The following is a 4,923-nucleotide window of genomic DNA, read 5'->3' as shown; positions in this document are numbered from 1 at the left end:
ACTCTGGAAACCCTTGCGCATCAATGGCTTCTTCGACGACAGCACGCCGGAGTTGACGCCGGTCCAGCCGATCTCGCCCGACAGCTTGCCATATTCGATCTTGGGACAGCGGTTCATGACCACCTTGATGCCGGCTGCCTCGGCGCGCGCGGCGGCCTCGTCATGGCGAACACCTAGCTGCATCCAAACGACCTTCGGCAGCGGATCGAGCTTCAGTACCTGCTCGACGATGCCAGGGACAGCGGCCGAGCCGCGAAAAATGTCGATCATATCGACCGGATGCGGCAGGTCGGCCAGGCTGGCATAGACCGTCTGTCCAAGGATCTGCTTGCCGGCATGACCGGGATTGATCGGCAACACCGAAAAACCCTTGGCCAGCAGATATTTCAGCACGAAATAGCTTGGCCGCACGTCGTTGGGCGAGGCGCCGACCATGGCAATGGTCTTCACCGAGTTCAGAATGCCGGCAATGTAGCTGTTGTCGTAGGCGTCGTGATTCATGGCTCGTCCTCATACAGCGCATCGGCGAGAAAGGCAGCCGGATCGCTGCAGAAGTCACGCATCATGCGAAAATGATCGGTGTCCTGAAAATTAATCAGATCGAGGCCGATGCGGCTGATGCGGAAGAGCCGCGCGTTCGGGCAGGCCATTAGCAACGGAGAGTGCGTCGCCATGATCACCTGCGCGGTGCCGGACCGCTCCATGCGCTGAAGCAGCTTCAGCAACTCGATCTGGCGCGTCGGCGAGAGCGCGCTTTCGGGCTCGTCGAGGATGTAGATGCCCTGTCGTCGGCAGCGTTCCTCGAAGAAGCGGATGAACCCTTCGCCATGCGACCATGACAGGAAGTCCGGCGGCGCTCCGCCGGACTCCAGCGCCGCCTGGTCAAGATAACGAGCCACGGAGTAAAAGGACTCCGCCCGGAAGAACCAGCCCGCGGTGACCTTCGGCAGCCAATGGCAGCGCAGCGCAGCGGCAAGTGCAGCACCACTCTTGTCGATGGCGCCTGAGTGGTCGACGGGCATATAACCTTTGCCGCCGCCGGCCTCGTCATAGCCGGCCAGCGCGCCGATGGCTTCGAGCAGCGTCGATTTGCCGGTGCCGTTCTCGCCAACGATGATGGTGATGGCCGACGTGAATTCGAATTCGAACTCGCGATCCCGGAAGATCGGCAGGCTCCATGGATATCCGTCCCAATCCGCGACGCGCGAAGACTCAAGCAGAATGCGCTTGAGATAGGGCGCTTTCAGCCGCGTCAGTTGCTTGCGGGCAGCCACGTCGGACCTTCAATCATAAAAAAGCGCGCTGCATTCTCGGGTCAATTATTCGTCGGCCCATTCCGGCTTGCGCTTGCCGATGAAGGCGCCGATGCCCTCCTCGGCGTCGCGCGCCAGCATGTTTTCCACCATCACACGGCCGGTATAGGCGTAGGCGTCGGCCAGCCCCATTTCGGCCTGGGCGTAGAACGCCTCCTTGCCGGTCTTGACCACCAAAGACGATTTTGAAGCAATGGTTTGCGCGTATTTGTTGACAACCTGATTCAGATATTCGCGCGGCACGATCCGGTTGACGAGACCGAACTCCTTGGCCGTCGCCGCATCGATCGTCTCGCCGGTGAGAAGCATTTCCATCGCCTGCTTGCGCGAGACGTTGCGCGACAGCGCAACCATCGGCGTCGAGCAGAACAGGCCGATATTGACGCCGGGCGTGCAGAAGGTCGCTTCGTGCGAGGCGATGGCGAGGTCGCAGCTCGCGACAAGCTGCAGTCCGGCCGCGGTAGCCAGACCGTCGACCTCGGCGATCACCGGCCTCGGATGGCGCACGATGGTCTGCATCAGCTTTGCGCAGGCGACAAAGGTCTTTTCGAAGAAGGCGCGGCCGCGATCCGGTTCTGCGCGGTGCGCCGTCATTTCCTTGAGGTCGTGGCCGGCGCAAAACACTTTGCCTGACGCTGCCAGGATGATGACGCGTACGGATTTGTCGTCCTTCACGCGGTCGAACTCGGCCTGCAGCGCCGCCATCGTCGCCAGCGACAGCGCGTTGGCCGGCGGGCTTGCAAGAGTGAGGCGCAGCACGCCCTTGTCTCGGCTGACAAGAACCGGGCCGTCGGCGACGGCGGGCTTGATGGCAAGGACTTCGGCCATTTTTGAACCTCTCGATCAGCGGTCCCGGGTTATGGAGCAACAGAACTAACATGCTGCCGATTGAAGAACAGCCGCGAGACGTGTTTTCTCCGTGGCACCGTTTGGTCCAGGCGCGCCGCCTGGAACTTCCCGTATATAGGAATCGCGCATGCCCGCTCAAAGCAATCTCAAGCCGGTGCTGACCGCAGCCGAAGTAAACGGGCTGATGGCAAGCGTCTATCCGCAGCTCAACGACCAGTTCTCCTTCTATGAGGCGCTGGAAGTGTTTCCGGGCGGCTGCACGGTGCGGCTCAATGCCGACCAGCGCCATCTGCGTCCCGGCGGCACCGTCTCGGGTCCGGCGTTGTTCACGCTTGCCGACATTGGCGGCTATGTGTGCGTGCTTAGCCATGCCGGGCCGGATGCGCTTTCGGTGACGACCAATCTCAACATCAACTTCATGCGCAAGGCCGAGGCCGGGCCGATCGACGGCCATTGCCGTATCCTGAAGCTCGGAAAGAGCCTGATGGTGTTCGACATCGACATCGTCGCCGGGGCCGACCGGCACACGGTGGCCCACGCCACCGGGACCTATTCGATCCCGCCGAAGCGAATGGATGAGGTAAAATAATACCGTTTCGCCAATTGATTGTTTTTGCTTTATTTTCAGCGCCAGTAGAGTTTCCGCTTGGCTTGACGCATCCGGCGCCCTCGCCTATAAGCCGTCACGAAACAGCGGCCGCAAGGGCCGCCGTTTTGTTATTGCCGGACGGCTTGGCCTCTCCGTCAATTCAAGCAACAAAAAACGCCTGTTCCTGCCGTTCGCGGATAGGACGGTCAACCTGAGAGCAAAACCATGGCTACCTTTTCGCAGAAGCCTGCGGATGTGGTGAAGAAGTGGGTGTTGATCGACGCCGAGGGTCTCGTCGTCGGCCGCCTTGCCACTGTCATCGCCAACCATCTGCGCGGCAAGCACAAGCCCACTTTCACCCCGCATGTCGATGATGGCGACAATGTCATCGTCATCAATGCCGACAAGGTGGTGTTCACCGGCAAGAAGTACACCGACAAGGTCTATTACTGGCACACCGGCCATCCCGGCGGCATCAAGGAGCGCACCGCGCGCCAGCTGCTCGAGGGCCGCTTCCCCGAGCGCGTCGTCGAGAAGGCTGTCGAACGCATGATCCCGCGCGGCCCGCTTGGCCGCCGCCAGATGAAGAATCTCCGCGTCTATGCAGGCACTGAGCATCCGCACGCGGCCCAGCAGCCCGTCACGCTCGACGTGGCCAAGCTGAACTCCAAGAACAAGAGGGCCTCGTAATGGCTGAGCTTTCCTCGCTCGCAGAACTCGGGACTGTCACGACCGCCGCGCAGCCGGCCGCGCCTGTCCACGTCCAGAAGCTCGACAAGTCGGGCCGCGCCTATGCTACCGGCAAGCGCAAGAACGCCATCGCGCGCGTCTGGGTGAAGCCGGGCTCCGGCAAGATCATCGTCAACGACAAGGAATTCGCGACCTATTTCGCGCGTCCCGTGCTGCAGATGATCCTCAACCAGCCAATCGTCGCCGCCAACCGCGCCGGCCAGTACGACATCGTCGCCACCGTCATCGGCGGCGGTCTTTCCGGCCAGGCGGGCGCCGTGCGTCACGGCATCTCCAAGGCGCTGACCTATTACGAGCCGGGCCTGCGCTCGGTGCTCAAGAAGGGCGGCTTCCTCACCCGCGACAGCCGCGTGGTCGAGCGCAAGAAGTACGGCAAGGCCAAGGCCCGCCGCAGCTTCCAGTTCTCGAAGCGCTAAGCGCTGCGAAGTCCAAGCATTTCGAAAAGGCCGCCTCCGGGCGGCTTTTTTGTTTCCGTCACCAGTGCCCGGCCGGCGTCTTTATGTAGTCGATGAACGCGCGCAGCGGTGCCGGCACCAAGCGCCGGCCAGGGTAATAAAGAAACGGCCCCGAGAAGCTTTGCCACCAGGGCTGGAGCACAGGTTCCAGAACGCCGCTGTCGAAATACGGGCGCACCCAGTCCTCGAAGAGCCAAAGGATGCCGACGCCGGCGATCGCCGCATCGACAGCGAGATCGACGCCACCACCGATGCTGACGACCAATGGCCCCGTGGGATCGACCCGCACCACCTCGCCGTCCCGCTCGAATTCCCAAGGCGTCATGACCCCGCTCGGGAAGCGGCCGCGCACGCAGGCATGGCCAAGCAGGTCGCGCGGGTGCTGCGGCCGACCGTGCCGGTCAAGGTAGGACGGCGCGGCGGAGGTCGTGAAGCGCTGCGCGCGCGGTCCGATCGGCACCGCGATCATGTCCTGCTCCAGCCGCTCGTCATAGCGGATTCCGGCGTCGCAGCCGGCCACCAGCACATCGACAAAGTTCTCCTCGGCGATCACCTCCAGGCGAATGGCGGGATAGGCCGCGAGAAATCGCGGAACGATTTTGGGCAGCACCAGCCGCGAGGCGCTTATCGGCACGTTGAGACGCAAGGTTCCGGCGGGCCGGTCGCGAAAGCCGTTCACCACATCGAGCGCAGCTTCTACCTCGCCCAATGCGGGGCCGAGCCGCGCCAGCAGGCTGGCACCGGCCTCGGTCAAAGCAACGCTGCGCGTGGTGCGGTTGAAGAGCCTAACACCGAGTTGGGTTTCCAGACGGCGGATGGCTTCGCTGAGCGCTGACGCGCTGCCGGCCGTGGCGCGAGCTGCTTCGCGAAAGCCGCCCGCGCGCGCCACGGCCATGAATGCCTGGAGATCGCTGAGTTCGGCCGCCATTGTCCTAAATTTCGTACAAGCTGTGCCGAATATAGCTGA

The 4,923-nt window shown here is 62.7% G+C and carries 7 protein-coding genes; 3 read left to right on the top strand and 4 right to left on the bottom strand.

Annotated elements, in window-relative coordinates; translation table 11 throughout:
• The 3 genes from EOA49_RS30245 to EOA49_RS30235 form a co-directional block, all read right to left on the bottom strand.
• A partial coding sequence (locus tag EOA49_RS30245; RefSeq protein ID WP_164749331.1) for a CoA-binding protein occupies window positions 1–501 on the bottom strand: 501 nt, incomplete at its 3' end.
• Window positions 498–1,274 (bottom strand): AAA family ATPase, encoded by a 777-nt coding sequence (locus EOA49_RS30240; protein ID WP_127241923.1) that lies wholly within the window; start codon window positions 1,272–1,274, stop codon window positions 498–500. The genes EOA49_RS30245 and EOA49_RS30240, both read right to left, overlap by 4 nt.
• Before the next feature lie 45 nt (window positions 1,275–1,319).
• Window positions 1,320–2,141, bottom strand: a complete 822-nt coding sequence (locus EOA49_RS30235) for an enoyl-CoA hydratase (RefSeq protein ID WP_127243538.1) — start codon at window positions 2,139–2,141, stop codon at window positions 1,320–1,322.
• A gap of 148 nt (window positions 2,142–2,289) precedes the next feature.
• On the opposite strand from EOA49_RS30235, the gene EOA49_RS30230 reads away from it, so the two are divergent.
• From EOA49_RS30230 to rpsI, 3 genes are all read left to right on the top strand, one after another.
• Window positions 2,290–2,751: a PaaI family thioesterase gene (locus EOA49_RS30230; RefSeq protein WP_095801293.1), complete on the top strand. Its 462-nt coding sequence runs from the start codon at window positions 2,290–2,292 to the stop codon at window positions 2,749–2,751.
• Window positions 2,752–2,976: 225 nt separating this feature from the next.
• Window positions 2,977–3,441 (top strand): 50S ribosomal protein L13, encoded by a 465-nt coding sequence (gene rplM, locus EOA49_RS30225; protein ID WP_066989450.1) that lies wholly within the window; start codon window positions 2,977–2,979, stop codon window positions 3,439–3,441.
• A complete protein-coding gene (gene rpsI, locus EOA49_RS30220; protein WP_066989448.1) occupies window positions 3,441–3,917 on the top strand; it encodes a 30S ribosomal protein S9 in 477 nt (158 codons plus the stop codon). The genes rplM and rpsI overlap by 1 nt, the downstream gene beginning before the upstream one ends.
• 58 nt (window positions 3,918–3,975) lie before the next feature.
• Here the strand turns inward: rpsI and EOA49_RS30215 are convergent, their stop codons facing one another.
• The gene (locus EOA49_RS30215; RefSeq protein WP_127241667.1) at window positions 3,976–4,884 is read right to left on the bottom strand and encodes a LysR family transcriptional regulator; all 909 of its coding nucleotides are present in this window, start codon (window positions 4,882–4,884) and stop codon (window positions 3,976–3,978) included.
• Between the last annotated feature and the right edge of the window lie 39 nt (window positions 4,885–4,923).

The organism is Mesorhizobium sp. M1A.F.Ca.IN.020.04.1.1 (assembly GCF_003997315.1).
In the GTDB taxonomy this organism is placed as follows: domain Bacteria; phylum Pseudomonadota; class Alphaproteobacteria; order Rhizobiales; family Rhizobiaceae; genus Mesorhizobium.
Note: the sequence above shows the minus strand (reverse complement) of the source record. Positions and strands in the feature narration are given on the sequence as shown.